The sequence below is a fragment of the Nocardioides hankookensis genome (assembly GCF_042658885.1).
GTDB lineage: Bacteria > Actinomycetota > Actinomycetes > Propionibacteriales > Nocardioidaceae > Nocardioides > Nocardioides hankookensis.
Genome location: NZ_JBHSRJ010000003.1, coordinates 163,115 through 186,671, shown reverse-complemented (window position 1 = coordinate 186,671; position 23,557 = coordinate 163,115). Strand labels below are relative to the sequence as shown.

The window sequence follows — 23,557 nt, the reverse complement described above, 5'->3', positions numbered from 1 at the left end:
ACACTGGAACACATGAGCATCACCCTTCCGTCCACCACGACCCGGTCCGGCCGCGGGATCTCCCTCCGCGCCCACCTGCGCCGCGTCGCGGAGGCGGCCGTCACGCCGCTGGAGCTCAGCGACGTCCTCGACGTGTTCCACCCGCTGCGCCGAGGCGCCGACCTCCGAGCCCGCATCGTCGAGGTCCGCCCCGAGACCCACCAGTCCGCCACGATCGTGCTCCAGCCGGGTCGCGACTGGACCGGCCACGTGCCCGGTCAGTACGCCCGCGTCGGTGTCGACGTCGACGGCGTCCGCCTCTGGCGCACCTACTCCCTGACGCACGGGCCGCGCGCGGACCGCCGGATCAGCATCACGGTCAAGGCGATCCCCGACGGCGTCGTCTCCAACCACCTCGTCCACCACGCCCGCGCCGGCCAGATGATCCAGCTCGACCAGGCGCAGGGCGAGTTCGTCCTCCCGCAGCCGATCCCGGGCAAGCTGCTGCTCGTCACCGCCGGCTCCGGCATCACGCCGGTCATCGGCATGCTGCGCAACCTCTTCTCCCGCGCCGAGCGCCCGAAGACCGACATCGTGCTGCTGCACTCGGCCCTCTCGCGGGCCGAGGTGATCTTCGGCAGCGAGCTGCGCCAGTACGACGCCGCCGGGTGGCTGCGCCTCGTCGAGATGCACACCGACGTCCACGGGATGCTCGACGTCGACGACCTCGACGAGATCGTCCCCGACCTGGCCGAGCGCACGGCGTACGCCTGCGGGCCGGCAGGCCTGCTCGACGCGCTCCAGGAGCACTACGACGGGCGCGGCCTGACCCTCACCACCGAGCGCTTCCGCCCGGCGACCGTCGTGGCCGGCGAGGGTGGCACGGTCACCTTCGCGGGCGGCACCGTCGTCGAGGCCGACGGCGCGACCCCGATCCTCGACGCGGCGGAGAGCGCCGGCGTCCTGATGCCCAGCGGCTGCCGGATGGGCATCTGCATGGGCTGCGTCGTCCCCCTGAAGGAGGGTGCGGTGCGCGACCTGCGCAACGGCGCCCTGACCGTCGCGGTCCCCGGCGAGACCGGGCCCGGCGGCGTACGCATCCAGACCTGCATCAGCGCCGCCGCTGGTGCCTGCCACATCGATCACTGATCACACGAGGAGCGACCGATGACCACGATCACCAAGAAGCCCGTCAACCCGACCGCGCACCTCACCCCCGAGGACATCGAGCAGCTCGGCGTCGAGCTCGACGCGATCCGTCAGGATGTCCTTGACACGCGGGGCGAGAAGGACGCGGCGTACATCCGCAACATCGTCTCCGTGCAGCGCCGCCTCGAGCTGGCGTCGCGGGCGGTGCTGCTCGGCTCCGCGCTGCCGCCGCTGTGGGTGCTCGGCACCGTCGGCCTGTCGGTGGCCAAGATCCTCGAGAACATGGAGATCGGCCACAACGTCATGCACGGCCAGTGGGACTGGATGCGTGACCCGAAGATCCACTCGACCACGTGGGAGTGGGACAACGCGTCGACCGCCGACGGCTGGAAGCACGCGCACAACGAGATCCACCACACGTACACGAACATCGTCGGCAAGGACAACGACCTCGGCTACGGCATCATGCGCGTCGACGAGGACCAGCGCTGGCACCCGATGTACCTCGCTCAGCCGCTGTGGAACTTCATCAACGCCTGCTTCTTCGAGTACGGCATCGCGGCGTACGACCTCGAGCTGGGCCGCAACCTGCGGATCCCCAAGGAGAAGCGCAGCGAGCAGTTCAAGAACAACCTGTCGAAGACGCTGAAGAAGATCCGCAAGCAGGCCACCAAGGACTACGTCGTCAACCCGGCGCTGGCGATCCCGTTCGGCGGCTTCCTGCCGACCCTCGCGGCGAACTTCACCGCCAACCTGGTGCGCAACGTGTGGTCGCACTCCGTGATCATGTGCGGCCACTTCCCCGAGGGCGTCGAGACGTTCGAGAAGAAGTCGATCCCGGACGACGAGACCCGCGGCGAGTGGTACCTGCGCCAGATGCTCGGCTCCGCCAACATCTCCGGCTCCAAGGCCATGCACCTGATGAGCGGCAACCTGTCGCACCAGATCGAGCACCACCTCTTCCCCGACCTGCCGTCCAACCGGTACGCCGAGGTCGCGCCGAAGGTCCAGGCGCTCTTCGAGAAGTACGACCTCAACTACCACTCGGCCCCGCTGCCGCAGCAGGTCTACTCGGCCTGGCACAAGGTGGTCCGGCTCTCGCTGCCCAACGGCTGGCTCGAGACCACCACGGTCAAGAACCTCCCCGAGCAGTCCAAGCTGCTCTGGGCGATGACCACCAAGGGCCCCAAGGTCCGCCGCGCCGCCGCCGCGCGCCTCCAGCAGCAGGCGCGCCGGATGACCAAGGCGGCCTGAGCGCTCTCCCAGGGATACCCGGTCAACCGGGTGTTCCTGAACTTGTAGGGCCATGCAAAGCCCGAGAAGTTCAGGAAGTGCCCTACAAGTCCGCACGAGACCCGAACGGCACGCCGCCGACCGACGGCGTGTCGCGCGGGTTCTGGCGGTCAGCCGGTGAAACCCGCAGACACGCCGATCGCGTCCAGCTCGGCGACGTCCTCGGCCGACAGGGCCAGCCCGGCGCCGGCGACGTTCTCGCGCAGGTGCGCGACGGACGAGGTGCCGGGGATCAGCAGGATGTTGGGCGAGCGCTGCACCAGCCACGCCAGCGCGACCGCCATGGGGGTGGACGAGAGCCGCGCGGCGACGGCCGACAGCGCCGCGGACTGCAGGGGGCTGAAGCCGCCGAGCGGGAAGTACGGCACGTAGGCGATGCCCTGGGCGGCGAGCGAGGAGATCAGCTCGTCGTCGCCTCGGTGCGCGAGGTTGTACTCGTTCTGCACCTGGACGACGGGCGCGATCGTCTGCGCCTCGGCGACCTGCGCCGGCGAGACGGTCGACAGGCCGATGTGCCGCACGAGGCCCTCCTGCTGGAGCTCGGCCATCGCCTCCATCCGCTCTGCGATCGACGCGGTGGGCTCGTCCATGATCCGCAGGTTGACCACGTCCATGGCGTCCAGGCCGAGGTTCTCCAGGTTGTCGAGGACTCCCTGGCGCAGCTCGGCGGGGGACTGGGCGGGCACCCAGCCGCCCTCGTCGTCGCGCCGGCCGCCGACCTTGGAGACGATCACGAGGTCCTCGGTGTACGGGTGCAGCGCCTCCTTGATGAGGCGGTTGGTGACGTGCGGTCCGTAGAAGTCGCTGGTGTCGATGTGGGTGATCCCGAGCTCCACGACCGTGCGGAGGACGTCGAGCGCGCCGTCGTGGTCGGCCGGCGGTCCGAAGACGTGCGGGCCGGCGAGCTGCATGGCGCCGTACCCGACGCGGGTGACCGTCAGGTCGCCCATCGTCCAGGTGCCGCCGGGGAGAGTGGTGGTCGAAGTAGTCATGGCTCCACGGTGCGTCGCGACGGGACGCTTACCCAGACCCCCAGCGTTCCTGGGAGTGGCAGGGCCAGGGACGGTACGGCGGTCGCGGCTACCGTGGAGCGGGTGACCGACGACAACCGCCTGGGCGACTACCTCCGGGCCCGCCGCGAGCTGGTGACGCCGGAGAGCGTCGGCCTGCCGGTCCACGGCGTACGTCGGGTCGCGGGGCTGCGTCGCGAGGAGGTCGCGATGCTCGCCGGCATCAGCGCCGACTACTACCTGCGTCTCGAGCAGGGCCGCGACCGCAACCCGTCGATCCAGGTGCTCGAGGCGCTGGCCGGAGTCCTGCAGCTGGACGCGACCGCCACCGACTACCTGCTGCGACTCGGCGCGCCGAAGCCCCGCCGCCGCGCCCGGCGCCCTCGCCCGGAGACCGTGCCGGTGCCGACAGCCCAGCTGTTGAGCGTGATCGGGCTTCCGGCGTTCATCGAGGGACGCTACCTCGACGTCCTCGCGGCCAACGACCTGGTCACTGCGTTGCTGCCCAATGTCCGTGTCGGCGAGAACCGGCTGCGCTCCGTCTTCCTCGACCCGGCCGAGCGGGTGCTGCACCCCGACTGGGCGGCCACGGCACCGCGGCTGGTCGCCGGCTTCCGCAACCGGATCGGCGACCGCGCCGACGACCCGCGCGTCGTCCAGCTGGTCGGCGAGCTGTCGCTGGGCAGCGAGGAGTTCCGCCAGGCGTGGGCGCGCCACGACGTGAAGCCGATCCAGAGCCGCTCCATCCGGCTCGACCACCCCCAGGTCGGCGAGATCGAGCTCGCGCTCTCGAAGCTCGCCATCGAGGGAACCGACGGGCAGATGCTCGTCGTCTACCACGCGGTCCCGCGCACGGACGCGGCCGACAAGCTCGCCCTGCTGACCTCCCTCGTCAGGGACTACCCCACCGGAGCCACACCCCCGTCCAGCATGATCTCCCCATGAGGTTCACCGAGCACGAGCTGACCGCGGCCCTGACCGGAGCGGCGAAGAGCGTGCTGGCCGCGCAGGACAAGTCCGTGCGCAAGGGCAAGCGGAGCGTCGACGAGGCGTGGGACGGGCTCACCCAGTACGGCCGGTTCCAGCTGCTCGACGGCCTCGGCGACCAGGTGCTGCCCGTGCTCGTCGCGCTCCCGGACGTCGAGGTCGAGCCCGGGACCCGTCCCACCTTCACCGAGCAGCAGGTGACCGCCACCGTCGAGGAGAAGGTCGGCGACGACCTCGGCCGGCTCCGCCGCGCGGTGACCGTGAAGGCGCGCGTCGCCCTGGTGCAGGTCGCGCTCGCGCACGTGCCGGTCCGTCAGGACCCCGACGCGCTGATCGTGCCCGACCACCTCTGAGCGATTTCAGAAGCGGTACGTCGTCTGGCTGTGCGGCGACTTGCCGAACGCGATCACCTTGGCGGGGCGGACGACGTACACCCGCGGCTGGCTGCCGTCCCCGCTCGTGAAGCCCTCGTCGTCGGCCTCCCAGGCCCAGTCCTGGCCGTACTTCAGCAGCCACGCGTCGGCGAGCGGCCACAGCCGCTCGGCGCCGGTCACCCGTTCGGCCGCACCCTCGACGACGACGTCCGTGCCGGAGCGCCAGGTGTTGCGTCCGGTGGTGACGGTGACCAGTGGCGCGTGCTCGAGGTTGGCGTGCTTCTGCTCGCCGACGCCCGTGCAGAACGCGAAGGCGCCGTCGTGCCAGACCCCGACCAGCGGGGTCGTGTGCGGACGCCCGTCGGTGCGCACCGTCGTGAGCCAGTAGAGCTCGGCCCGCGCCAGCACCCGCTCGACGTCGGTCCAGGCGGGCGCGGTCGCGGCGGGGTCGCCGAAGCGGAGGTCGATCGATCCGGTGGTCATGAGGTTCCGACTACGGTCGGAGCGTGTTCTCATCGGTCGCCGCCACACCCGCCGAGGTCGCGGCCGGGCTGCCCGGCGACGACCTCGTGCCGGCAGCGGACGTCGTGATGGACCGCGCCTTCTCGGTGGCCGCTCCGCCGGAGACCGTGTGGCCGTGGTTCGCCCAGCTCGGCAAGAACCGTGCGGGCTGGTACCTGACCCGGTCGGTCGAGCGACTCGTGCCCCGCAGCAGCCGGGCGATCCGGCGGATCGACCCCGCGCTCCAGGACCTGGCCGTCGGGCACGTGATCGACGACTGGGGCGGCCGCGACGCGACGTTCGAGATCGCGCTGCTCGAGCCGCCGCACGTGCTGGTGCACACGTCCACCCGCGGACGCACCGACCTCACCTGGGCGATCGTGCTGACGCCGTACGCCGGGGGCACCCGCGTGCAGCTCCGCCTCCGCCTCGGGACCGTGCGGCATCGCCGGCTCGCGTCGACCGTCGGCGAGCTCTTCGACGCCGCGACCGTCGCCGGCCTGGCCGCCGGGCTGCGCGAGCGCGTCAGCCCAGCGCCGCGTTGACCACCTCGCGCGCCTCGGACTGCACCTCGGCGAGGTGCTCCGGCCCGCGGAACGACTCGGCGTAGATCTTGTAGACGTCCTCGGTCCCCGACGGCCGGGCGGCGAACCACGCCGACTCGGTCGTCACCTTCAGCCCGCCGATCTTGGCGCCGTTGCCGGGTGCCTCGGTCAGCTTGGCGGTGATCTCCTCGCCCGCCAGGGACGTCGCCGCGACGTCCGAGGCCGACAGCGCGGCGAGCGCCGCCTTCTGCTCCCGGCTGGCCGCCGCGTCGATCCGGGCGTACGCCGGCTCCCCGTGCTCGGCGACCAGGTCGGCGTAGTGGGCCGACGGCGACTGGCCCGTCCTCGCCAGGATCTCCGAGGCGAGCAGGGCGAGGATGATGCCGTCCTTGTCGGTGGTCCAGGCGGAGCCGTCCGTGCGCAGGAAGGACGCCCCCGCCGACTCCTCACCGCCGAACCCGAACGAGCCGTCGATGAGGCCGGGCACGAACCACTTGAAGCCGACCGGGACCTCGATCAGCTCCCGCCCGATCGACGCCGCGACCTTGTCGATCATCGACGACGACACGAGCGTCTTGCCGATCCGCGCGCCCGCGGGCCAGCCCGGCCGGGCGCCGCCGAAGAGGTAGCCGATCGCGACCGCCAGGAAGTGGTTGGGGTTCATCAGGCCGGCGTCCGGCGTGACGATGCCGTGCCGGTCGGAGTCCGCGTCGTTGCCGGTCGCGATGTCGTACTTCTCCTTCTGCGCGATCAGCGACGCCATCGCCGACGGCGAGGAGCAGTCCATCCGGATCTTGCCGTCCCAGTCGAGCGTCATGAAGCGCCAGGTCGGGTCGACCAGCGGGTTCACCACGGTCAGGTCGAGCCCGTGCCGCTCGGCGATCGCTGCCCAGTAGTCGACCGACGCGCCGCCCAGCGGGTCGGCGCCGATCCGGACTCCCGCCTCCTTGATCGCCGCGAGGTCGACGACGTGCGGCAGGTCGTCGACGTAGGTCCCCAGGAAGTCATACGACGTGGCTGCCCGGCGCGCCACCTCGTATGACGTCCGCTTGACCTCGGCCAGCCCACCGCGGATGAGCTCGTTGGCGCGAGCCGCGATCACCGACGTGGCGTCGGAGTCCGCGGGTCCACCGTGGGGCGGGTTGTACTTGAAGCCGCCGTCGGAGGGCGGGTTGTGGGACGGCGTGACCACGATGCCGTCCGCGAGGCCGGAGGTCTTCCCGAGGTTCGCCCGGATGATCGCGTGCGAGACCGCGGGCGTCGGCGTGTAGCGGTCGTCGGCGTCGACCAGCACGGTGACGTCGTTGGCGGCCAGCACCTCGAGCGCGGTCGCCCACGCCGGCTCCGAGAGCCCGTGGGTGTCGCGACCGATGAAGAGCGGCCCGTCGTACCCCTGCTCGCGCCGGTAGTCCACGATCGCCTGGGTGGTCGCCAGGATGTGGGTCTCGTTGAAGGCGGTCCGAAGCGACGACCCCCGGTGCCCGCTGGTGCCGAACGCGACCTGCTGGTCGGGATCCTCCGGGTCCGGCACGCCGGTGTAGTACGCCGTCACCAGGTGCGCGACGTCGACGAGGTCCGAGGGCTGGGCGGGCTGTCCCGCTCTGGGGTCGCTCATGGCGCCATCATGCCCCCCGGGCTAGCGCGCACCCTCGCTGAACCGCTCCTGCGCCTCGCGGCGGGGGATGCCGAGCGCCTGACCGATGGAGGTCCACGACAGCTTCCGCGACCGGGCGAGGTCGACCCACTCGACCAGGAAGTCCTCCGCCTGGAACGCCGACTGCTGGATCGACCAGAGGTGCCCGAGCAGCTCGACGTCGGTCAGCCGCTCCCACGGGGGCGCCTTCGACTCCCGCTCGCCGGTCAGCACGCGCGCGAAGTCCGCCACGCAGGTCCCGCAGATGAACGCGCCGAGGCCGCCGAAGAGCGGTGGGTCCTCACGACCCTCGTCCCCGCAGAACGAGCAGAACTTCAGGCTGGGATCGAGGTCCATCGTGCTCCTGTTGCCGACTCCCGAGACGGCGGGCCCCCGCCCGCCGTCGGAACAGTACGGGGGGTCCGCTCAGGTGTCAGCCGGTCGTGCCGATGAGACACAGGTCACCACCCCGGCGTGTCGGGCTCCTGCTGGTTTGCACCAGCTGGCCTCCGGGCAGGCCGAGGTGACGCTCCCTCCCGGCGGCCCCGGTCGCCAGTCAGGTCTTCCATGTCTCTCCTCGCAGCCCCGCCCGCCCCGCCCGTCGTCGAGCCGACCGTGCCCGCCGACCGCCCGGCGCCCCCGCGGCTGCGCGCGGTGATCCGCCGGGTCGCGGCCAGCCTGGTCGTGGCGTGCGTGGTCCCGGCCACCGTCTTCTACACGGCGTTCCGGCTGTACGGCGTCTGGTTCGCGATCTTCGCCGCGCTGACCTGGTCGTACGGCGCGATCGCGTGGCGCGCCGTCACGGGTCGTCGTACGTCGGGCCTGCTGATCCTGACCGCCAGCGTGATGACGCTGCGCACCCTGGTCGCGCTGCTGACCGACAGCACGTTCCTCTACTTCCTCCAGCCGATCATCACCGACGCCCTGATCGGGACCGCGTTCCTCGTCTCCGCGATGACCGCCCGTCCGATGGTGGCCCGGCTGGCCGGCGACTTCTACCCGATGGACGACGAGCTCGCGTGCCGTCCGGGCGTGCGCTGCCTCTTCCGCAACCTCACCCTGATGTGGGCGGCCCTGGCGCTCGCCAAGGCCGGCTTCACCCTCTGGTTGCTGCTCTCGCAGTCCGTCGAGACCTTCGTGCTGGTCAAGAGCGTCTCGATGCTCTCGATCAACGCCTCGGCCGTCGCCGCGACGATCGGCCTCGCCGTCCTTGTCGGGCGCCGCGAGGGCCTGCTGCACCCGCGGCTGGCGACCGTCTGACCGAGCGCACTCAGCCGATCGCATCGAGCGTCGCGACGTCGTCGGCGTCGAGCACGAGCCGTCCGGCCGCGAGGTTCTCCTCGAGGTGCGCCACCGAGCTGGTGCCGGGGATGAGCAGGATGTTGGGCGAGCGTTGAAGCAGCCAGGCGAGCGCGACCTGCATGTGCGTCGCGCCGTGCTTGGCCGCGACCCCGTCGACGGCGGCCAGGGCCAGCGGGCTGAACCCGCCGAGCGGGAAGAACGGCACGTAGTAGATGCCCTGCTCCGCCAGCGCGTCGACGAACTCGTCGTCCTCGCGGTGCGCGACGTTGTAGGCGTTCTGCACCATCGCCACCGGCGCGATGTCCTGGGCGGCCTTCACCTGCTCCGGCGTGCAGTTGCTGAGGCCGAGGTCGCCGACGAGCCCCTGCGAGCGGAGGTCGGCCAGCACCGTCCACTGCGCCTCGAAGCCGCCGTCGTCGCCGTCCATGAACCGCAGGTTGACCCCGCCGAGCCGCTCGACGCCGAGCCGGCCGAGGTTGTCGTGCACCGCTGACTTGATCTCGTCGGGCGCGAACGCCGGCAGCCACGCGCCGTCGTCGTCGCGCCGGGCGCCGACCTTGGTGACCAGCACCAGCTCCGGCGGGTAGGGGTGCAGCGCCTCGCGGATCAGGTCGTTGACGACGTACGGGCCGTAGTAGTCGCTGGTGTCGATGTGGTCCACACCGAGCTCGACCGCCCGCTGGAGCACCCGCCTCGCCTCGTCCGGGTCGGCCGGCGGCCCGATGATCCCGGGGCCCGTCAGCCTCATCGCGCCGTACCCGATCCGCTTCACGTCCGAGAGTCGCTTCATGCCCCCACTCTGCTCCGGCGCGTGCGCGGAGCCAAGGGGCCGGCGGACACTACGATCTCGGGCGATGAGGTTCGGTCGCACGCTCGCCCTGCTCGGCGTCGCGGTCCTCTGGCTCGGCCTCGGTCCGCTCGTTCTCGTCGCCGCGGGGCTCTCGCTGCTGTGGCCGCCGCTGCGCGCCTGGCTCCGCCCGACCCGTCGCGTGGTCGCCGTCTGGGCGGCCGTGGTCGTGGTGCTCGCCGGCCTCGCGGTGGTCGTCCCGGACGGCTGGGTGCCGATCCCGCCCGGTCCGGGGCGCTGGGTCACCCCGGAGTACGTCGGCCGCCCGTCCGTCGCCGGTGCGGTGCGCGGTCCGGTCGGCGAGTCGCCGACCGTCACCACGAAGTCGTACGGCGTCAGCGACTGCGAACGCATCGAGCTGGACGATGACGGCCGTCTGGTGCTGGTCTGCGGCGGCGACCACCCGGTGGTGCGGGTCGTCGACCCGGACAGCCTGCGCCAGGTGCGGTCCGCGGACCTGCCCGGCTCCGGCTGCGACGGCCGGCTGGTGGTCGACGGCAACGACGTCGTCGCCTCGAGTGGTCAGCGGATCTTCCGGCTCGGCGTCGACGACCTGGTCGTCGAGTCCTCGGTCGACCTCGCCGGCGAGCTCGGGAGCGACGACTGTGTGACCGGGCTCGGTGTCGACCCGTCCGGCCGGGTGTGGTTCGCGTCGGGAGAGGGCGTCGTCGGCCTCGTCGCGGGCCGCAAGGCGCGCACCGTCGACCTCGGTGACCGGGTCGACAGGTCGCTGACCGTCACCGACGACGGCGTGTACGTCGCGGGGGCGGACGCCCTGCACCGCGTCGACGTGGAGACCGGGAACCCCACGCCCACCTGGGCCGCGGCGTACGACGACGGCGGTGAGCGGGGCAGCGCTCCGGTCGTCCTGCCCGACGGGCTGGTCGCGGTCGCCGACAACCGGGACCCTCGGCTCGAGGTGGCCTTCCACCGCGCCGACACCGGCGAAGTGGTCTGCCGCACGGAGGTCTTCGACGACGACGAGGGCGCGACCGACGGCGGTCTCGTCGCCGCCGACACCGGCGTCGTGGTGACGAACTCCCACGGCTACGGCGGTGCCCTGTCCGCGATCCTCGGCCGCACGACCAGCAGGGGCATCGCGCGGGTCGACGTCGTCGACGGTCGCTGCCGGGTCTCGTGGACGACCGACATGGACACCCCGAGCGGTGCGCCGGCGGTCTCCACCGACGACGGGTTCGTCTACGTCTGGACCAAGCGGCACAGCTGGCTCGGCGTCGACGCGTGGTACTTCAGCGCCCTCGACCTGCGCACCGGCCGCCTCGCCTGGGCCCGCCGCACCGGTCTCAACGCCCTCGTCGACAACCACGGCGGCGCCGTCACCCTCGGCGCCGACCGCTCGGCGTACGTCCCCGTCCTCGGTGGCCTCGTCAAGGTCGCCGACCGCGAGGTCGGCTGAGTCACGGGTAGTCGATGCCCGTGACCTGCTCGCTGATCTCCCACAGCCGCCGCTGGGCGTCCTCGTCGTTCGAGAGCTTGTTGCTGGTGGTCACCCGCGGCCGGCCGCCCCACTCGAGCATGCCGTCGGGACCGACGTACGTCGCGCCGGGGAGGTCGGCGGTCGCCGCCATCAGCGTCGGCCAGGCACCCTGCTCGGCGGTGTTGGGCGAGACCAGCTTGATCGCGCCGTCGAGGATCGAGGCGATGCCGCCGCTCGAGCGGCCGTACTGCCCGTTGGCCGCCAGGTGCGTCGACGCGAAGCCCGGGTGCGCGGCGAGCGCGTGCACCGGCAGGTCCGCACGCCGGAGCCGGCGGTCCAGCTCGTAGGCGAAGAGCAGGTTGGCGAGCTTCGACCGGCCGTAGGTCGGCCAGCGCTGGTAGCGGCCGCGCTGGGCACGCGGGTCCTCCAGCGGCGCGGACCGCGCGATCCGGTGCATCTGCGAGGAGACCGAGACGACCCGGCCGTGGCCCGACGCCACGAGCTGCGGCAGCAGCAGCCCGGTCAGCAGGAACGGCCCGAAGTGGTTGGTCGCCATCTGGAGCTCGAGGCCGTCGCCCGTGCGGTGGTACGGCGTGCCCATGACGCCCGCGTTGTTGACGAGCACGTCGAGCGGCCCGAGGTCGGCGGCCGCAGCGGCGGCGCGGCGTACGGAGGAGAGGTCGGCGAGGTCGAGCTCGACCTTCTCGAGGGCCGCGGCCGGGACCTCGGCCAGGATCGCCTGCTCGGTCTCGGTGATCCGCTCGGGCGACCGCCCGGTCAGGACGACCCGGGCACCGTGGCGGGCGAGCTCCAGGGCGGTGTGGTGGCCGAGGCCGCCGACCGTCGTCCCGGTGACGAGGATCGTGCGCCCCGTCTGGTCCGGGACGTGCGTCGGGTCCCAGCGCTCGGCGCGGCTCACGGAGTCGTCGCCATCGCGCCGATGATGCGACCCGCCAGGTCGTCGTCACCGGTGACGGCGTAGGTGCCCGGCTCGGGCTCGCAGCGGCCGCCGGCCAGCCGGATGAACGCCTCGCGATCCATCCGCAGCGTGACGTCGACCGACGACGGCGCGCTCGCGAGCCGCTCGCCCCGACGGGCGTCGTTGACCGCGAAGGCGAACGGGTCGCTGCCCTCCAGCTCGAGCACCACGGTCGTGCCGGGCTCGGCGCCGGCGCGCTTGGCGACGACGAAGCCGAGGCTCTCGGCGAGGTACTCGGCCGTGTGCCGCGCGGCGGGGGAGTCCATGCCGCCCGGGCGGTCGACGGCGCGACGGATGTCCTGCTCGTGCATCCACACGTCGAGCGGGCGGTTGCGCAGCAGCGTGCGCCAGTCCCAGCCGACGCCGCCGAAGATCGGCTCGGGCTTGCCGCCCGGGTCCGCGGGCGGGTCGGCGAGCAGCGCCGTGTGCCGCGCGGTGGCGGCGGACCGGATCTCGTTGATGATCGCGTCCGGGCTGGCGTCGCGCCGGGTCACCACCCCGATCTCGGTGTAGAGCCCCATGAACCCGGTGACGTGCGCGGGCTCGCCGACCTCGGCGGTCTCCTCCGGCGCGCCGGCGAGGATGCTCTCGAGGTGGGCGACGTGGGAGGCGACGGCCTTCACGTCCCAGCCCGGCAGGTCGGTCGGGGTCGACCACTCCTCGGCCGGCAGCTCCTCGAGCAGGTCGGTGAAGTCGTTGATCGCCTGCCACCAGACATCGACGTACGCGCGGAGCAGCTCGACGTCGTTCACGGGGTCCGTCATGCCCAGCACCCTATGCGCGCAGGTGTACGGCGAGCACGGCGACGTCGTCGCGCAGCCGGTCGCCGAGCAGATCCCCCAGCACGCGGTCGAGGAACTCCTCGACGTCGAGCTCGTGGTGCCGGTGCGCCGACGCGGCCAGCCGGTCGAGGCCTTCGTCGATCGACTCGTCGCGGCGTTCGACGAGGCCGTCGGTGTAGAGGAGGAGCGTCGTCCCCGGCGTCAGCTCGAAGCTGTGGTCGGTCCGCTCGGTCGTGGGCTCCACCCCGACCATGAGGTCGGGGCGGCCGGCGTCCAGGAAGGACGCCTCGCCCGCCGCCGACACGACGAGAGGTGGCGGGTGACCGGCGTTCGTCCAGCGCAGGCTGCGCCCCTCGACGCGGGCGTAGACGAGGGTGGCCATGGCGTCGACGTCGAGGTCGCGCATCGCCTGGTCGAGCAGGCCGACCTGGGCCGCGGGCCCGTCGGCGAGCGACCAGGCGATCGTGCGCAGCATGGTCCGCAGCTGACCCATCACCGCGGCGGCGGCGATGTCGTGCCCCACGACGTCGCCGACCATCAGGCTGGTCGCGCCGGACTGGCTGACCACCACGTCGTACCAGTCGCCACCCACCTGGTCCCGCGTCGCCGCGGGCCGGTAGCGAGCGGCCAGCTCGAGGTCCGCCGAGGGCGGCAGTGCGGGGAGCAGCGCGCTCTGGAGCGTGACCAGCGCGTCCAACCGCTCCTGCAGCAGGCCGGCCCGCTGCACGGCCTGTGCCGAGTACGACGCGAGCGCCTCGATGGTGATCCGGTCCTCGTCGGTCATCGGGTGCGGACCGTCCCAGATCAGCGCCAGCGTCCCGAGCACCGCACCGCGGGTGATCAGCGGTTGGAAGGTGCGCGCGTCGCCGACCTGCTTCACGGTGTCGAGGTGCGGATAGATCGCGTTCTGGAGGTCCTTGGTCCCGAAGTACTCGGCGCGGCCGTGCACCGCCGCCCCACCCAGCGGGTTGGTGTCGTCGTACGGGAGCGCAGCGTTGCGCAGCGCGGACGTCCAGCTCGTCGCCGGGGGTGCGACGAACGTGAGCACCTCCCGCGCGTGGTCGCCGCTCGGCCCGTCGTCCGGGCCGCGGAGCCAGATCCCGGCGTGGAGGCATCCGAGCTGGTCGACGGCGATCCGCTCGACGGCCACCGCGACGTCGGTCATGGTCCGGGTGGCGGACAGCCCCTCGCTCAGGGCGAGCAGGACCCGGCTGCGGTGCACGAGGTCCTGGCCGTTGATCCGGAGCCCGCGCTCGGACAGCTCCGTCGAGCAGGCGGCGGCGAGGTCCTCGAGCAGCTCCAGCTCGTCGGCCGTCCAGTCCCGCGCCTCCTGGTCGATCGCGCAGAGCGAGCCGACGATCTCGCCGGTGTGGTCGGTGATCGGCCATCCGGCGTACGCGACCACGCCGAGGTCGGGGATCGCGAGGTTGGTCCGCAGGCGGGCGTCCTCGCGGGCGTCGGACACGATCAGGGGCTGCTGGTCGGCGACGACGTACTGGCAGAACGAGTGGGACAGCGGCGTCTCGCGCTGGGCGTCCACCTCGGGCGGCAGCCCGCAGGCCCCCGGGAAGACCTGGCGGTCGGACTCGACGAGCGAGACCAGTGCCACGGGCACCCCGACGGACCGGCACACGAGCCGCGCGTACCGGTCGAACGACGGATCTGGCTCCATGACGGGGCAGACGCTATCGGGCGGTCGGGTGGTCGCGTGGACGGATCCCCAGATCCTCACCCGCGCGGGTGGAGTCAGCCGGTCGCGAGCTTGAGGGCGATGAGCAGCATGGTGAGGCCGATGAGGACGTCGAGTACCTGCCAGGCCCGGGGGCTGGAGAGGAAGCGGCTCGCGTAGCGCGCGCCGTACCCGAGCCCGCTGAACCACAGGACGCTGCCGAGCGCCGCGCCCGCAGCGAACCACCAACGCCCGGTCGGGCCCTCGTGGTTGGCGATGGTGCCGAGCAGCAGCACGGTGTCGAGGTAGACGTGCGGGTTGAGCCAGGTGAGGGCCAGCGCCCGCGTGGCCACGCCCCGCCTGCTGACGCTGACCCGCTCGTCCGCCCGCAGCGACTCGGGCCTGCGGGCGCGGAGCAGCGAGGAGACGCCGTACCAGGTCAGGAACGCGACGCCGAGCCAGCGCACGACGTCGAGGACCCACGGTGCGTGCTCGACGACCCGGCCGATGCCGGCGACGCCCGCCAGGATGAGCACCAGGTCCGAGAGCGCGCAGATCGCGACGACCAGCCCGACGTGCTCGCGCGCCAGGCCCTGCCGCAGCACGTAGGCGTTCTGCGCACCGATCGCGACGATCAGGGAGAGGCCGGTGAGCAGGCCGGCAGCGGCGGAGTCGAGCACGGGGCAACGCTAGGTGTCCGATCGTCTGAAGGACAGCGAATGTTTCTGCAACACCATTAGCGTGGCTTCATGGAACTCGCACCGGCCCAGCTCGACGCCCTGGTCGCGATCGCCGACCACGGCACCTTCGAAGCGGCGGCCCGCCACCTGCACGTGACGGCGTCCGCCATCAGCCAGCGGATCCGGGCGCTCGAGTCGGACGTCGGCCAGGTCGTGGTCCGGCGTACGACGCCCTGCACGCCGACCCGCGCCGGGGAGGAGCTCATCCGGCTCGCCCGGCAGACCCGGCTCCTGCACGACGAGGTCCGCGAGGCGCTCGCGCACGGCCACCTCGGCACCGTCGACCTGCCCGTCGCGGTGAGCGCCGACTCCCTGGCGACCTGGTTCCGCGCGGCGCTGGCCGACGTCGCCGGTTGGCCCGACGTGGCGCTGCGGCTGCACGTCGAGGACCAGGCGTTCTCGGCCGACCTGCTCCGCAGCGGCGACGTGCTCGCTGCCGTGACGTCCGAGCCCGCGCCCGTCCAGGGCTGCTCCGTCGAGGCGCTCGGCCGCCTGCGCTACGTGCCGGCCGCGGCGCCGGAGGTCGCGGAGCGGTGGCGTCGCGGCCGCGGCCCCGACTGGGCGGCGATGCCGATGGTGGTCTTCAACGAGAAGGACACGCTCCAGCACGACCTGCTCGCCGCGCGCGGCGTCGGCGAGCCGGCGGTCGTGCACCGGGTGCCGACGTCGGCCGACTTCCTCGAGGCCGTCTGCCTGGGCCTGGGCTGGGGGATGATCCCGGTCCCCCAGCTCGCCCCGCTGGTCGAGCGGAGCCGCCTGGTCCCGCTGGGCTCCCGCCTGCACGTCGACGTCCCGCTCTTCTGGCAGCGCTGGCGCCTGGACTCACCGACGCTCGACCGCCTCACCGACGTCGTACGCCGCGCTGCTGGTGCCCTGAGATGAGTCGAGCCGGCGCTGGTTTGCACCTCCAGGTGAAAACCAGCGCCGGCTCGGCTGGAAACTGTTGCCGGGTCGGCTAGAAGGCGGACTCGTCCAGGTCCATCAGGGACAGGTCGGTCGCCTCGGCGAGCTGACGCTCGGCGGCGATCTTCGGCAGCACGTTCTGGGCGAAGAACTGCGCGGCCGCGATCTTGCCCTCGTAGAAGGACTTGTCCTTGCCAGGGTCGCCACCGAGCTTCTCGAGCGCGACCTCGGCCTGGCGCAGCAGCAGCCACGAGCAGACCACGTCACCGAGCACCATCAGCAGGCGGCTGGTGTTGAGGCCGACCTTGTAGATGTTGCGGACCTCGTCCTGGGCGGACATCAGGTCGTTGATCATGTGGCCGACGATCGCCTGCGCGTCGTCGAGGGCCGTCGCGAGCAGCTCGCGCTCCACCTTGAGGCGACCGTTGCCGGCCTCGCTCGCGATGAACGCCGAGATCTCGTTGGCCAGGTGGCCGAGCGCGGCACCCTGGTCCTTGACGATCTTGCGGAAGAAGAAGTCCTGGCCCTGGATCGCCGTGGTGCCCTCGTAAAGGGTGTCGATCTTGGCGTCGCGGACGTACTGCTCGATCGGGTACTCCTGCAGGAAGCCGGAGCCACCGAAGGTCTGCAGCGACTCGGTGCCGAGCAGCGTCCACGAGCGCTCCGAGCCGTAGCCCTTCACGATCGGGAGCAGCAGGTCGTTGACCTTCTCCGCCAGCTCGTCGCGCCCGCCCTCGTGCTCGGCGACCATCACCTGGTCCTGCCAGGTGGCGGTGTAGAGCACCAGCGCGCGCATCGCCTCGGCGTACGACTTCTGCGTCATCAGCGAGCGGCGTACGTCGGGGTGGTGCGTGATCGTCACGCGCGGGGCGGTCTTGTCGGCGGACTGCGCGAGGTCGGCGCCCTGGACGCGCTCCTTGGCGAACTCGAGCGCGTTGAGGTAGCCGGTCGACAGCGTCGCGATGGCCTTGGTGCCGACCATCATCCGGGCGTTCTCGATGACCTGGAACATCTGCGCGATGCCGTTGTGCACCTCGCCGAGCAGGTAGCCGACGGCCGCCTCGCCGCCGCCGACCTGCGGGTCGCCGAAGGTGAGCTCGCAGGTGTTGGAGACCTTGATGCCCATCTTGTGCTCGACGTTGGTGACGTAGGCGCCGTTGCGCTCGCCCAGCTCGCCGGTCTCGAGGTCGAAGTGGAACTTCGGCACGATGAAGAGGCTCAGGCCCTTGGTGCCCGGGCCGCCGGCGCCCTCGACGCCGACCGGGCGGGCCAGCACCATGTGGATGATGTTGTCGCTCAGGTCGCCCTCGGCCGAGGTGATGAAGCGCTTGACGCCCTCGATGTTCCAGGTGCCGTCGTCGTTCTGGGTGGCCTTGGTGCGGCCGGCGCCGACGTCGGAGCCGGCGTCGGGCTCGGTGAGCACCATGGTGGTGTTCCAGCCCTGGTCGACGACGAGCTGGGCGATCTTGCGGTCGCGCTCGTTGCCGTTGCGGTGGATCACGCCCGCGAACATCGGGCCGGCGCCGTACATCCAGATCGCGGGGTTGGCGCCGAGCACGAGCTCGCCCATCGCCCAGTTGATGCTGGAGGGGGCGGGCGTGCCGCCGAGCTCGGCGAACGTGCTGAGGCGCCAGTACTCGGCGTCCATCCACGCGTGGTAGCTCTTCTTGAACGACTCCGGCAGCGGCGCCGTGTTGGTCGTCGGGTCGAAGACCGGCGGGTTGCGGTCGGCGTCGGCGAACGACGCGGCGAGGTCCTCGCGCGCCAGTCGGTCGACCTCGGCGAGGATCTCGCGGGCGGTGTCCGCGTCGACCTCGGCGAACGGGCCGGTGCCGAGGACCTGGTCGCGTCCGAAGACCTCGAACAGGTTGAACTCGATGTCCCGGAGGTTGCTCTTGTAGTGGCTCACTGCCCCACCTTCGCCATGCTTGTCGTCAGAGTACTGGTCGGTAACTTCCATGGTACGTACTCGTCAGTAACCCCGCAAGACAACCCCCTCAAACCTCCCGGGACCGGGAGGCGAACGGTTGACACCCCGGCGAATCCGAATGACTATCAAGTCACTAGAGTTAATTCGTCGAGGTGATGAGATGCGCAAGCTGGTGGTGCTGGCCCTGGTCGGCCTGGTCGCCCAGCTGGTCGACGGCTCGCTGGGCATGGGCTACGGCGTCACGTCGGCGACGCTGCTCGTGGCCGGCGGCCTCGGCCCCGCCGCAGCGTCCGCGGCGATCCACTTCTCCGAGATCGGGACCTCGCTCGTCTCCGGCATCTCGCATCAGGCGCTCGGCAACGTCGACTGGCGCACCGTCTCGATCCTCGCGGTCCCCGGCTTCGTCGGGGCGTTCGCCGGGGCGACGCTGCTGGTCAACCTCGAGCCGAGCCTGACGAAGCCGCTGGTCGCCGCGATCCTGCTGGCCCTCGGCGTCTACGTCACCTGGCGCTTCCTCGCGCTGCGCACCCTGCGCTTCCAGCGACGGCCGTCCGTCCGCTTCCTCGCGCCGCTCGGGCTCGTGGCGGGCGTCGTCGACGCGATCGGTGGCGGCGGCTGGGGTCCGGTCGGGACCACGTCGATGCTCTCGTCGGGCCGGCTCGAGCCGCGCAAGGTGGTCGGATCGGTCGACACCGCCGAGTTCGTCGTGACCGTCGGGGCCTCGCTCGGCTTCCTCCTCGCGCTCGGCAGCCAGGGCATCAGCTGGGCGTACGTCGCGGCCCTGCTCGTCGGTGGCGTCGTCGCAGCCCCGATCGCGGCCACCCTGGTGCGCTTCCTGCCGCCCCGGGTCCTGGGCGTCTGTGTCGGCGGCGTGATCGTGCTGACGAACCTGAAGACGCTGGCGGAGGTCGCCGGCGTCCCTGGGATCACCATCGCCCTGCTCGCGTCGCTGGTGTTCACGACCTGGGTGCTCTGGGTCGCGTACGCCGTCAAGCTGGAGCAGGCCGAGCGGGAGGGTGGCGACGGGCCGCCGCAGGAGCGGGTCCGGGCACACCTCGCCGTCTGAGGGCCGACCGAGGGGCCGACCGAGGGGCCGTGTGAGCGACGGGACGGTGCGACAAGCCACCAAGGTCGAGTGAACAAGTCGACACATCTGACACACTGGACGCATGCGAGTTTCCGCCAAGTCCGACTACGCCCTCCGTGCGCTGATCGAGATGGCCTCGCGCGAGGACGGCCGCGCGGTGAGCGCGGAGGAGCTCGGCCGGCTCCAGGAGATCCCGCACGGGTTCCTCCAGGCGATCCTGGCCGACCTGCGTCGGGCGGGCGTCGTGATGTCGCAGCGCGGGCAGTCCGGCGGGTGGCGGATGGGGCGCCCGGCGTCCGAGGTGTCGGTCGCCGACGTCATCCGTGCGGTCGACGGCCCGCTCGTCTCCGTCTACGGCCTGCGGCCCGAGGCGGTCACCTACAACGAGGCCGCCGACGTGCTCCAGCACGTGTGGATCGCGGCCCGGCGCTCGCTGCGCGACGTCTTCGAGCGGGTGTCGATCCAGGACCTCGCCGACCGCAAGCTCCCCGACGCCGTCACGTCACGCACCGCCGACGAGGACGCCTGGCAGCCGCACTGAGCCCGGTCGCGGTCAGGCCTTCCCGAGCCGCCGCTTGAGCTTGGCGCGCTTCTTCTCGAGCTTCTCGGTGCGCGCGGTCAGCACCTGGTTCTCCTCGCGCAGGTCGCCGACCTCGACCACCAGGGCGGCGACGAGGTCCGCCGTCACCTGGAGCTGGTCGGCGAGCGCGAGCGGTCGCGGTGCGTCGGACGGCAGCAGCGACGCGGTGTCGCCGCGGACGTCGTACCCGCCGTCGGCGAGGCTCTTGCGCCAGCGCTCGGCCCGCTCGAGGAGCTCGTCGTCGCTGGCGGGCGCTCCGTCGACGGCGCGGATCAGCGAACGGACCAGGGCGGTCGACAGGGTCGGCTCCGGCAGCGGGAGCCGGCCGGCGTCGAACCCGACGACCTCGCCGAGCCCGCGCCACACCGCCTCGCGGGCGTCGCCCTCGGTCGGTACGACGAGGACGTGCAGGCGCTGCGGCTCCTTGACCGCCGCCGACCAGCGCTCGACGACCGCGGCGAGGTCCGGGCCGGCGGCGTCGCGGGCAGTGACGACCACGTGGACCTGGAGGCCGGCCAGCGTGTCGAGCAGCAGGTCGATCTGGGGGCGGGTGCAGGTGGCGAGGAGCTCCTGGCTGACGACGACGTCGCCCTGGCCCGTCTGCGCGCGACGGCAGATCTGCGCCCAGGTGCCCTCGACCGCCTTGCGGGGGTAGCCCCAGGCCCGGTGGTCGCGGCGGATCTCGATCGCGGCGCGGAACATCTCGTCGGCCGAGGCGGCGGGGACCTGCACCCCCTGCTCGGCGAGGGCGCCGGCGTGCTCGGCGAGCGCGGCGGCGAGGAAGCCGGCCCCGCTGCGCGGGAGCCCGACGTGGAGGTAGACCTTGCGTTTCGCCATGCCAGCACGGTGGCAGCCGTCAGCGGCCGATGGGTGAACGCAGGGTGTCGCGCGTCGACACTAGAACGTGTTCCAGTTCACGCCTAGGATGCCCGCATGATCACCTCCGACGCCATCACCTGGACCGCGCCGAACGACGACCACCCGGCGCGCGCGGCCTCGCAGCGGTCCTACTCCGCCGTCGCCAAGGGCGACCTGGCCGAGTGGCTCACGGTGTACGCCGAGGATGCCGTGCTCGAGGACCCGGTCGGCCCGTCGATGTTCGACCCGGAGGGCAAGGGGCACCGCGGGCACGAGGGCATCGCGGCCTTCTGGGAGAAGGCGATCGCACCGATCGACACGTTCGAGTTCGAGATCTACGAGTCGTTCGCCAACCCGGGCAGCAACACCTGCGCCAACATCGGCCGGATCAAGACGTCCTTCCCGGACGGCAGCTACACGATCACCGAGCTGATCATGGTCTACGTCATCCACGACGACGGCCGGGTCGCCTCGATGAAGGCGTTCTGGGAGCCGGACCGCACGATGGCGTCGTTCACGAAGGCTTAAAGCCTGGCCGCCCGGCTCATACTCCCGAGTATGGCGACGGAGGAGGAGCCCGGGCGGGCGACCGACTGGCGCGAGCTCGTCGCGGTCGTGCTGCTCTCGGTGACCGCGATCGCCACGGCCTGGACGGGCTTCCAGGCGAGCAAGTGGGGCGGTGCCATGTCGATCTCCTTCAGCCAGGCCTCCTCGGCGCGGATCGAGGCCAACCGCCAGCAGACGATCGCCAACCGGATGCAGACGATCCAGGTCGGTGTCTTCGGGCAGTGGCTCCAGGCCTACTCGTCGGGCGACGACCAGCTGGCCGACTTCCTCGAGGCACGCTTCCCCGCGCCCCTGGATGCCGCGTTCCCGGTCTGGCTGGACAGCAAGCCGCTGAAGAACCCGGATGCGGCACCGACGCCGTTCGACCTGCCGGAGTATCGCCTGGAGCCGGTGGACAAGGCCGCGGCCGCCGATGCCCGGGCCGACGCCAAGTTCGCGGAGGCGTTGCGCAACAACCAGCGCGGCGACAACTACACGGTCCTGACCATCGCGTTCGCGACGGTCCTCTTCTTCGCCGCGCTCTCGGGTCGGATGCGATCGATCCGGGCCCAGTGGGGCCTGCTGGCGATCGGCGGCGCGGGGTTCATCGCTTCCGCGATCGTGCTGCTGACACTGCCCAAGCTGGTCTGAGGGCCGGTCGGTCGTCAGGCCGGCCAGCTGCGCAGGGTGGCGTCGAGGGCGTCGAGGATCGCCCCCCAGCTCTCGTCGGCCGGCGGCTGGCTGTGGGCGAAGCCGCCGCTCTGCTCGAGGTCGGCGAAGCCGTGGAACACGCTGCCCAGCAGGCGTACGGCGTGCACGGACGTCGTCTCGTCGAGGTCGTAGCCGCGCAGGATCGAGCGGGTGAGGGCCGCGTGCCGGCGACCCGACTCGACCGCGGGGGAGTCCGCGGCGAGCGGGATCCGGGTGGCGGCGTACCGACCCGGGTGCTCGCGCGCGTAGTCGCGGTAGGTGGTCGCGAAGGCAACCAGTGCGTCTCTGCCGGACCGGCCGGCCAGCGCGTCGGACGCGAGGTCGGCGAGCTCGTCGAGCGCGAGCCGGGCGATCCCCTCGCGCAGGTCGGCGGAGCCCGCGACGTGGGAGTAGAGGCTGGCGACCTTGACGTCGAAGCCGCGCGCCACGGCGGAGAGGGTCACGGCGTCCAGCCCGGCCTCGTCGGCGAGCTCGGCGCCGGCCCGCACGACCCGCTCCGTCGTCAGTCCCGCTCGTGGCACGGCACTCCTTGATCAATAGGGATTTGCCTAAAGGTTATAGGAAACGTACCGTCGGTGCACGTGGAGCCGCTGACCGAGACCCAGATCCGCGCCGCCTTCGTGAACTGCTCGAAGGGCGAGGCGCAGCGGCTGAACCTGCCCCGCGACCTCGCCGACGTGGCGTGGGACGACCTGGACTACCTCGGCTGGCGCGACCCGCAGGCGCCGGCGCGCGGCTACCTCGTCGCCGAGCACGACGGACGCCCGCTCGGCCTGGTGCTGCGGGCTCCCGGGGTCGGCGTCGGGCGCCGCGCGAGCATGTGCTCGCTCTGCATGACCGTGCGCTCCGGCGGCGTCGCGCTGATGGTGGCCCCGCGGGCCGGGAAGGCGGGCCAGCGCGGCCACTCCGTCGGCACGCCGATGTGCTCGGACCTGGCCTGCTCGGCGTACGTGCGCGGCCGGGCCTCGGCCTCGAGCCCGGTGCTCCAGGAGACGCTGACGACCGAGCAGCGGATCGAGCGACTGGTCGCGAACGTCGAGGTCTTCGTGGGGCGGGTGCTGCGCGAGGAGTAAGACCCCGCTCACATGCTCGCGTGGGTCGCGCACCACTCGACGAGCGGCCGCATCGCCCGCCAATCGGCGCGGACCAGGTCGAGGACGTCGGGCGTGTGGATCACCGGCTCGAAGCCGAGCGGGTGGCCGACCGTGAGCGACCGGTGCCGCAGCAGCTCGATGCGCGGGTGGTCGGCGGCGTACCCGCGCGGGCTGGTCTTGAGGGTGTCCCCGCCGACCTCGAAGCCCTTCCTGCGCAGGGACTTCAGGATCTTCTCGAGCTCCGGCCCGAAGCGGTCGTGGGCGACCGCCTCCCGGAAGGCCGCCAGTCGCGGTCCGCTCGCCTCGTAGAAGCCGGCGCCGGTGCGCAGGCCGCGCGGCGAGAGCTCGACGTACCACCCGGTGGACTCGCCGACCCGCACGAACGCTCCCTGGTGGGTCTTGTACGGCGTCTTGTCCTTCGCGAACCGGACGTCGCGGTAGGGCCGGAAGATCTTCGCCGCGCCGAACTCGGGCTCGAGCTCGGCGCACAGCGCGGTCATCGGCGCCTTGACCGCGTCGGCGTACACCGCCTTGTGCTTCTCCCAGTAGGACTTGGTGTTGTCGACCTCGAGGTCGTCGTAGAAGTCGAGGGCCGCTGACGGGAAACCGGTGAAGCTCAC

The 23,557-nt window shown here is 71.9% G+C and carries 26 protein-coding genes; 13 read left to right on the top strand and 13 right to left on the bottom strand.

All coding sequences use genetic code 11. From position 1 onward, the window contains the following. Nucleotides 1-12 precede the first annotated feature (12 nt). Together ACFPYL_RS06090 and ACFPYL_RS06085 are read left to right on the top strand one after the other, a co-directional pair. Nucleotides 13-1,128 carry a ferredoxin reductase gene (locus ACFPYL_RS06090; protein ID WP_379151700.1) on the top strand — a complete coding sequence of 372 codons (1,116 nt, stop codon included), beginning with the start codon at nucleotides 13-15 and terminating at the stop codon, nucleotides 1,126-1,128. Nucleotides 1,129-1,146: 18 nt separating this feature from the next. Continuing rightward, on the top strand, nucleotides 1,147-2,382 hold the full coding sequence (locus ACFPYL_RS06085; protein ID WP_379151697.1) for a fatty acid desaturase family protein: 1,236 nt from the start codon (nucleotides 1,147-1,149) through the stop codon (nucleotides 2,380-2,382). 149 nt (nucleotides 2,383-2,531) lie between these two features. On the opposite strand, the gene ACFPYL_RS06080 is transcribed toward ACFPYL_RS06085, so the two are convergent. After that, the gene (locus ACFPYL_RS06080) at nucleotides 2,532-3,413 is read right to left on the bottom strand and encodes an aldo/keto reductase family oxidoreductase (RefSeq protein WP_379151694.1); all 882 of its coding nucleotides are present in this window, start codon (nucleotides 3,411-3,413) and stop codon (nucleotides 2,532-2,534) included. Nucleotides 3,414-3,515: 102 nt separating this feature from the next. Between ACFPYL_RS06080 and ACFPYL_RS06075 the strand changes: the two genes are divergently transcribed. Both ACFPYL_RS06075 and ACFPYL_RS06070 read left to right on the top strand, forming a co-directional pair. Next, complete coding sequence (locus ACFPYL_RS06075) at nucleotides 3,516-4,376, top strand: helix-turn-helix domain-containing protein (protein WP_379151691.1); 861 nt, start codon at nucleotides 3,516-3,518, stop codon at nucleotides 4,374-4,376. Next, nucleotides 4,373-4,771, top strand: coding sequence for a hypothetical protein (locus ACFPYL_RS06070; protein WP_379151689.1), 399 nt, complete (start codon nucleotides 4,373-4,375; stop codon nucleotides 4,769-4,771). The genes ACFPYL_RS06075 and ACFPYL_RS06070 overlap by 4 nt, the downstream gene beginning before the upstream one ends. Nucleotides 4,772-4,777: 6 nt before the next feature. On the opposite strand, the gene ACFPYL_RS06065 is transcribed toward ACFPYL_RS06070, so the two are convergent. Continuing rightward, a complete protein-coding gene (locus ACFPYL_RS06065) occupies nucleotides 4,778-5,275 on the bottom strand; it encodes a pyridoxamine 5'-phosphate oxidase family protein (RefSeq protein ID WP_379151687.1) in 498 nt (165 codons plus the stop codon). A 23-nt stretch (nucleotides 5,276-5,298) separates the two neighbouring features. Here ACFPYL_RS06065 and ACFPYL_RS06060 point away from each other — a divergent pair, with 23 nt between their 5' ends. Further along, a complete protein-coding gene (locus ACFPYL_RS06060; protein ID WP_379151684.1) occupies nucleotides 5,299-5,838 on the top strand; it encodes a hypothetical protein in 540 nt (179 codons plus the stop codon). Here ACFPYL_RS06060 and pgm read toward each other — a convergent pair. Together pgm and ACFPYL_RS06050 are read right to left on the bottom strand one after the other, a co-directional pair. Continuing rightward, on the bottom strand, nucleotides 5,819-7,453 hold the full coding sequence (pgm, locus tag ACFPYL_RS06055) for a phosphoglucomutase (alpha-D-glucose-1,6-bisphosphate-dependent) (protein ID WP_379151682.1): 1,635 nt from the start codon (nucleotides 7,451-7,453) through the stop codon (nucleotides 5,819-5,821). The genes ACFPYL_RS06060 and pgm overlap by 20 nt on opposite strands. A gap of 21 nt (nucleotides 7,454-7,474) precedes the next feature. Next, on the bottom strand, nucleotides 7,475-7,828 hold the full coding sequence (locus ACFPYL_RS06050; protein WP_379151679.1) for a ClpX C4-type zinc finger protein: 354 nt from the start codon (nucleotides 7,826-7,828) through the stop codon (nucleotides 7,475-7,477). Between the two features lie 210 nt (nucleotides 7,829-8,038). Between ACFPYL_RS06050 and ACFPYL_RS06045 the strand changes: the two genes are divergently transcribed. Continuing rightward, nucleotides 8,039-8,731 (top strand): VC0807 family protein, encoded by a 693-nt coding sequence (locus tag ACFPYL_RS06045; RefSeq protein ID WP_379151676.1) that lies wholly within the window; start codon nucleotides 8,039-8,041, stop codon nucleotides 8,729-8,731. A gap of 10 nt (nucleotides 8,732-8,741) precedes the next feature. On the opposite strand, the gene ACFPYL_RS06040 is transcribed toward ACFPYL_RS06045, so the two are convergent. Beyond that, nucleotides 8,742-9,563 (bottom strand): oxidoreductase, encoded by an 822-nt coding sequence (locus ACFPYL_RS06040; RefSeq protein ID WP_379151673.1) that lies wholly within the window; start codon nucleotides 9,561-9,563, stop codon nucleotides 8,742-8,744. A gap of 64 nt (nucleotides 9,564-9,627) precedes the next feature. Between ACFPYL_RS06040 and ACFPYL_RS06035 the strand changes: the two genes are divergently transcribed. After that, the gene (locus ACFPYL_RS06035; protein WP_379151670.1) at nucleotides 9,628-11,037 is read left to right on the top strand and encodes a hypothetical protein; all 1,410 of its coding nucleotides are present in this window, start codon (nucleotides 9,628-9,630) and stop codon (nucleotides 11,035-11,037) included. A gap of 1 nt (nucleotide 11,038) precedes the next feature. Here ACFPYL_RS06035 and ACFPYL_RS06030 read toward each other — a convergent pair whose 3' ends face one another. The 4 genes from ACFPYL_RS06030 to ACFPYL_RS06015 all read right to left on the bottom strand — a co-directional run bounded on the left by ACFPYL_RS06030 (nucleotide 11,039) and on the right by ACFPYL_RS06015 (nucleotide 15,168). Continuing rightward, the gene (locus tag ACFPYL_RS06030; RefSeq protein WP_379151667.1) at nucleotides 11,039-11,977 is read right to left on the bottom strand and encodes an oxidoreductase; all 939 of its coding nucleotides are present in this window, start codon (nucleotides 11,975-11,977) and stop codon (nucleotides 11,039-11,041) included. Further along, nucleotides 11,974-12,801 (bottom strand): maleylpyruvate isomerase family mycothiol-dependent enzyme, encoded by an 828-nt coding sequence (locus ACFPYL_RS06025; protein ID WP_379151664.1) that lies wholly within the window; start codon nucleotides 12,799-12,801, stop codon nucleotides 11,974-11,976. The genes ACFPYL_RS06030 and ACFPYL_RS06025 overlap by 4 nt, the downstream gene beginning before the upstream one ends. Nucleotides 12,802-12,811: 10 nt before the next feature. Continuing rightward, entirely contained in the window at nucleotides 12,812-14,491 is a 1,680-nt protein-coding gene (locus tag ACFPYL_RS06020) for a GAF domain-containing SpoIIE family protein phosphatase (RefSeq protein WP_379151660.1), read from the bottom strand. Nucleotides 14,492-14,565: 74 nt separating this feature from the next. Beyond that, a complete protein-coding gene (locus ACFPYL_RS06015) occupies nucleotides 14,566-15,168 on the bottom strand; it encodes a LysE/ArgO family amino acid transporter (protein ID WP_379151657.1) in 603 nt (200 codons plus the stop codon). Nucleotides 15,169-15,237: 69 nt separating this feature from the next. Here ACFPYL_RS06015 and ACFPYL_RS06010 point away from each other — a divergent pair, with 69 nt between their 5' ends. Then, nucleotides 15,238-16,110, top strand: coding sequence for a LysR family transcriptional regulator ArgP (locus ACFPYL_RS06010; RefSeq protein WP_379151654.1), 873 nt, complete (start codon nucleotides 15,238-15,240; stop codon nucleotides 16,108-16,110). 73 nt (nucleotides 16,111-16,183) lie between these two features. On the opposite strand, the gene ACFPYL_RS06005 is transcribed toward ACFPYL_RS06010, so the two are convergent. Next, complete coding sequence (locus ACFPYL_RS06005) at nucleotides 16,184-18,040, bottom strand: acyl-CoA dehydrogenase (RefSeq protein ID WP_379151651.1); 1,857 nt, start codon at nucleotides 18,038-18,040, stop codon at nucleotides 16,184-16,186. Nucleotides 18,041-18,221: 181 nt separating this feature from the next. Here ACFPYL_RS06005 and ACFPYL_RS06000 point away from each other — a divergent pair, with 181 nt between their 5' ends. Both ACFPYL_RS06000 and ACFPYL_RS05995 read left to right on the top strand, forming a co-directional pair. Continuing rightward, nucleotides 18,222-19,127: a sulfite exporter TauE/SafE family protein gene (locus ACFPYL_RS06000; RefSeq protein ID WP_379151648.1), complete on the top strand. Its 906-nt coding sequence runs from the start codon at nucleotides 18,222-18,224 to the stop codon at nucleotides 19,125-19,127. A 103-nt stretch (nucleotides 19,128-19,230) separates the two neighbouring features. Beyond that, nucleotides 19,231-19,689: an RrF2 family transcriptional regulator gene (locus tag ACFPYL_RS05995; RefSeq protein ID WP_379151645.1), complete on the top strand. Its 459-nt coding sequence runs from the start codon at nucleotides 19,231-19,233 to the stop codon at nucleotides 19,687-19,689. Between the two features lie 12 nt (nucleotides 19,690-19,701). On the opposite strand, the gene ACFPYL_RS05990 is transcribed toward ACFPYL_RS05995, so the two are convergent. After that, a complete protein-coding gene (locus ACFPYL_RS05990) occupies nucleotides 19,702-20,565 on the bottom strand; it encodes a hypothetical protein (RefSeq protein ID WP_379151642.1) in 864 nt (287 codons plus the stop codon). Nucleotides 20,566-20,661: 96 nt separating this feature from the next. Here ACFPYL_RS05990 and ACFPYL_RS05985 point away from each other — a divergent pair, with 96 nt between their 5' ends. Together ACFPYL_RS05985 and ACFPYL_RS05980 are read left to right on the top strand one after the other, a co-directional pair. Then, on the top strand, nucleotides 20,662-21,114 hold the full coding sequence (locus tag ACFPYL_RS05985; RefSeq protein WP_379151640.1) for a nuclear transport factor 2 family protein: 453 nt from the start codon (nucleotides 20,662-20,664) through the stop codon (nucleotides 21,112-21,114). 30 nt (nucleotides 21,115-21,144) lie between these two features. Further along, nucleotides 21,145-21,783 (top strand): hypothetical protein, encoded by a 639-nt coding sequence (locus ACFPYL_RS05980; protein ID WP_379151637.1) that lies wholly within the window; start codon nucleotides 21,145-21,147, stop codon nucleotides 21,781-21,783. A gap of 14 nt (nucleotides 21,784-21,797) precedes the next feature. Here the strand turns inward: ACFPYL_RS05980 and ACFPYL_RS05975 are convergent, their stop codons facing one another. Then, nucleotides 21,798-22,364 carry a TetR/AcrR family transcriptional regulator gene (locus ACFPYL_RS05975; RefSeq protein WP_379151634.1) on the bottom strand — a complete coding sequence of 189 codons (567 nt, stop codon included), beginning with the start codon at nucleotides 22,362-22,364 and terminating at the stop codon, nucleotides 21,798-21,800. Between the two features lie 60 nt (nucleotides 22,365-22,424). Here ACFPYL_RS05975 and ACFPYL_RS05970 point away from each other — a divergent pair, with 60 nt between their 5' ends. Next, entirely contained in the window at nucleotides 22,425-22,916 is a 492-nt protein-coding gene (locus ACFPYL_RS05970; RefSeq protein WP_379151631.1) for an FBP domain-containing protein, read from the top strand. 8 nt (nucleotides 22,917-22,924) lie between these two features. On the opposite strand, the gene ACFPYL_RS05965 is transcribed toward ACFPYL_RS05970, so the two are convergent. After that, a complete protein-coding gene (locus ACFPYL_RS05965; protein ID WP_379151627.1) occupies nucleotides 22,925-23,557 on the bottom strand; it encodes a DUF2461 domain-containing protein in 633 nt (210 codons plus the stop codon).

Excerpts from the sequence above, each read along its gene's own strand:
- ACFPYL_RS06010 (WP_379151654.1), top strand. The coding sequence starts at position 15,238 with ATGGAACTCGCACCGGCCCAGCTCGACGCCCTGGTCGCGATCGCCGAC.
- ACFPYL_RS05985 (WP_379151640.1), top strand. The coding sequence starts at position 20,662 with ATGATCACCTCCGACGCCATCACCTGGACCGCGCCGAACGACGACCAC.
- ACFPYL_RS06065 (WP_379151687.1), bottom strand. The coding sequence starts at position 5,275 with ATGACCACCGGATCGATCGACCTCCGCTTCGGCGACCCCGCCGCGACC.
- ACFPYL_RS06020 (WP_379151660.1), bottom strand. The coding sequence starts at position 14,491 with ATGGAGCCAGATCCGTCGTTCGACCGGTACGCGCGGCTCGTGTGCCGG.
- ACFPYL_RS05980 (WP_379151637.1), top strand. The coding sequence starts at position 21,145 with ATGGCGACGGAGGAGGAGCCCGGGCGGGCGACCGACTGGCGCGAGCTC.
- ACFPYL_RS06090 (WP_379151700.1), top strand. The coding sequence starts at position 13 with ATGAGCATCACCCTTCCGTCCACCACGACCCGGTCCGGCCGCGGGATC.
- ACFPYL_RS06025 (WP_379151664.1), bottom strand. The coding sequence starts at position 12,801 with ATGACGGACCCCGTGAACGACGTCGAGCTGCTCCGCGCGTACGTCGAT.
- pgm (WP_379151682.1), bottom strand. The coding sequence starts at position 7,453 with ATGAGCGACCCCAGAGCGGGACAGCCCGCCCAGCCCTCGGACCTCGTC.
- ACFPYL_RS06070 (WP_379151689.1), top strand. The coding sequence starts at position 4,373 with ATGAGGTTCACCGAGCACGAGCTGACCGCGGCCCTGACCGGAGCGGCG.
- ACFPYL_RS06035 (WP_379151670.1), top strand. The coding sequence starts at position 9,628 with ATGAGGTTCGGTCGCACGCTCGCCCTGCTCGGCGTCGCGGTCCTCTGG.
- ACFPYL_RS05990 (WP_379151642.1), bottom strand. The coding sequence starts at position 20,565 with ATGGCGAAACGCAAGGTCTACCTCCACGTCGGGCTCCCGCGCAGCGGG.
- ACFPYL_RS06080 (WP_379151694.1), bottom strand. The coding sequence starts at position 3,413 with ATGACTACTTCGACCACCACTCTCCCCGGCGGCACCTGGACGATGGGC.
- ACFPYL_RS06045 (WP_379151676.1), top strand. The coding sequence starts at position 8,039 with ATGTCTCTCCTCGCAGCCCCGCCCGCCCCGCCCGTCGTCGAGCCGACC.
- ACFPYL_RS05995 (WP_379151645.1), top strand. The coding sequence starts at position 19,231 with ATGCGAGTTTCCGCCAAGTCCGACTACGCCCTCCGTGCGCTGATCGAG.
- ACFPYL_RS06085 (WP_379151697.1), top strand. The coding sequence starts at position 1,147 with ATGACCACGATCACCAAGAAGCCCGTCAACCCGACCGCGCACCTCACC.
- ACFPYL_RS06040 (WP_379151673.1), bottom strand. The coding sequence starts at position 9,563 with ATGAAGCGACTCTCGGACGTGAAGCGGATCGGGTACGGCGCGATGAGG.
- ACFPYL_RS06050 (WP_379151679.1), bottom strand. The coding sequence starts at position 7,828 with ATGGACCTCGATCCCAGCCTGAAGTTCTGCTCGTTCTGCGGGGACGAG.
- ACFPYL_RS06000 (WP_379151648.1), top strand. The coding sequence starts at position 18,222 with ATGCGCAAGCTGGTGGTGCTGGCCCTGGTCGGCCTGGTCGCCCAGCTG.